The organism is Streptomyces niveiscabiei (assembly GCF_001419795.1).
GTDB lineage: Bacteria > Actinomycetota > Actinomycetes > Streptomycetales > Streptomycetaceae > Streptomyces > Streptomyces niveiscabiei.
The window spans coordinates 1-1442 of the sequence record NZ_LIRL01000955.1 but is presented as its reverse complement, the minus strand read 5'-3'; the positions used below and the strand labels follow the sequence as shown (position 1 = coordinate 1442).

Here is a 1442-nt window from a genome sequence, read left to right as displayed (position 1 = left end):
AGATGTGTATGAGGGACAGGGTGAGTTCCGTGCGCGGGCGGGGAGTTGGCTGGCGGGGCGGCTGGACGGGGTGTGGGACGCGGAGGAGTTCCGGGCGGGGTTGTCCTGAGTCGAGGGAGTCGGGGTGGTCCCCCCAACTCCCTTTCCGCTACGGCGACTCCGCCAGGATGCGGACCAGTTCGATCCGTGACCTGATCCCCAGCCGGTTGAAGACTCCCCTCAGATGGTGGTCGATCGTGCGCGGGCTCAGGGCGAGCCGTCCGGCGATCTCCCGGTTCGTCGCGCCGTCGGCGGCCATCCGGGCGACCAGCAACTGCTGGGCCGTGAGCGCGTCGACGGGGCTGGTGGACGCGCGTAGCGGTGCGGCCGGTGCGCCCAGGGCGCGCAGTTCGGCGCGCGCGAGGTCCGCGCAGTGGGGTGAGCCGAAGGAGGTGAACGCCTCAAGTGCGCTGTGGAGGCGGTCCCTTGCCTCGGTGCGGCGGCGCAGACGGCGCAGCGCGCTGCCGAACAGCAGCTCCGTGCGGGCCCGTTCGAAGTCGCGGGTGCCGTCCGCGTGCAGGTCGAGGGCTGCGCGGTAGTGGTCGACGGCCTCGGCGCCGGGGGTGAGCAGGGCCCGGCAACGGGCGCTCAGGGCGAGGTCGTCGGGGCTGCGGACGGCTCGCGCCCAGCGGTCGTAGTCGGCGTGCGCGGCCTCGGCGACGCGGGTGTCGCCGGTGCGGACGGCGGCCTCGACGTATGCGGGGGTCGCGAGGTGCCGGATGGCGCGGTGGCCGTGGCCCGGGCCGAACCCGGCGAGTGCGCGCAGCCGCGCGGCGGCGGCGTCGAAGCGGCCGGTGCCGAGGTCGAGGACGGCGAGCGCCCATTGCGCGAGGGCCGCGGGGAGGCCGAGGCCGTGCGCGAGGGCGTGTTCGCGTGCGGCGGCGGCCCGTTGCCGGCACAGGTCGGCGTCCCCGGTGAGCGCCGCGAACATCGCGAGCGCCGCCTGGAGGTGGCACGCCGCGTTGTCCTGGCCCGTCGTGTACGCGTCTCGCAGGGCCTCCAGCGCCGCCGCCTCCGCCGCGCGGGGACGTCCGGTCCAGAAGTCGGCGTACACCTGGAACTCCCGCGCCTGTACGGCCGTTCCGGCGGCGCCGCGCGCCCGTGCCGACTCGGCCGCCCTGAGGGTCGCGGTGGCCGCGCGCGTGTGGTCGCCGAGCAGCAGCGCGGCGATTCCGGCGTGCACGAGGAGGGTGGGGTCGCCGCCGGGTCCGCAGCGGCCCGCGGCGGCTTCGAGGAGGTCGCGGGCGTCGCGGTAGCGGCCGTCCACCGCCGCCGCGAGGCCGGGGAGGACGCCGGGCGGGGTGATGCCGGTGCGGCGGGTGAGGGCGAGGGCTTCGCGGCAGCGGCGGAGGTCGCCGGTGTAGATGGCGGCTTCGGTGGCTCGGGCGAGGAGGTGGGGGGTG

Annotated in this window: 1 protein-coding gene; it reads right to left on the bottom strand. The window is 76.4% G+C overall.

Annotation, left to right across the window (positions count from 1 at the left end; genetic code table 11):
• Positions 1–148: 148 nt before the first annotated feature.
• On the bottom strand, positions 149–1442 hold a 1294-nt coding region (locus AOK24_RS37725), incomplete at its 5' end, for a helix-turn-helix domain-containing protein (RefSeq protein WP_167376898.1).